Genomic DNA, 872 nt, shown 5'->3' with positions numbered 1-872 from the left:
GGAACAGCAAAAAGCATTGCTACAAACGCAATATAAAGTGTACCAATAAGGAGCGGTATTAAACCAAATTGCCCCACTTCATTGCCCGAACCGCTGGCTGAAAACCGCGGATCCCAAACTGTTCCAAAAAAGAAATTTGAAAAAGATACAGACTGAAAAAAACTTACTGTCTGAAAAAACAGAGAGAGTACAATAGCTGCTGTCGTCAAAACTGCAATTATAGACGCACAAACCAACCCTATAACAATCAAACACTCAACTTTATTGCGCGCACGCTGATATGGAGTAATTTGCATAATTCCACAGATAAAACCAAAGGATGCAATTATAAAAAGCAAACCATGACCAATAAATTGTAACTTTTCAGAAGAAGAAACCCATGATTGCGCTATCCTTAATACATCATCTGGTGCTTCACGAGGCAAAACAAACCCTTTCGCGAATAATTGCGCCTGCACTTCTTCATACGAAGCCTTAATAAGATCCCCCTCAAAGTGTTGAATCATTTTAACCAGACTACGGATAGCCCCTAAAATAATGTCATAATTAACAACTTCTGTCACGCGTGCACTATACGCACCAATTTCTCGCGAAGCGCTATATTCTAAATAAATTGCACTCCCACTATCCCAAAAAATTAAAAAAACGAGAGCAGGAATAACAGTTATCAAAAATGTCCACCAGCCGTAATAATATGCACGAGAATGCATCTTGTATTGTGTGTATTCAAGATAGCGAGCCCGCATATAAGAAATACAAAAGCCAATAAAACCAAGAAGCAATAGGAAAAAAATAATACAGGAAATGCGCATATTGTCTCTCAATTTTTACAAGGAACAGCTCAGAAAACTCCTACATTGCAAATTAGAAAA

General features: G+C 37.7%; 1 protein-coding gene. It reads right to left on the bottom strand.

All coding sequences use genetic code 11. From position 1 onward, the window contains the following. Positions 1–812 (bottom strand): phosphate ABC transporter permease family protein (locus tag ACFIK8_RS10600; protein ID WP_375669403.1); only part of this gene is annotated, 812 nt, incomplete at its 3' end. Positions 813–872 lie beyond the last annotated feature (60 nt).

The organism is Bartonella sp. MR168JLCBS (assembly GCF_042194175.1).
Note: the sequence above shows the minus strand (reverse complement) of the source record. Positions and strands in the feature narration are given on the sequence as shown.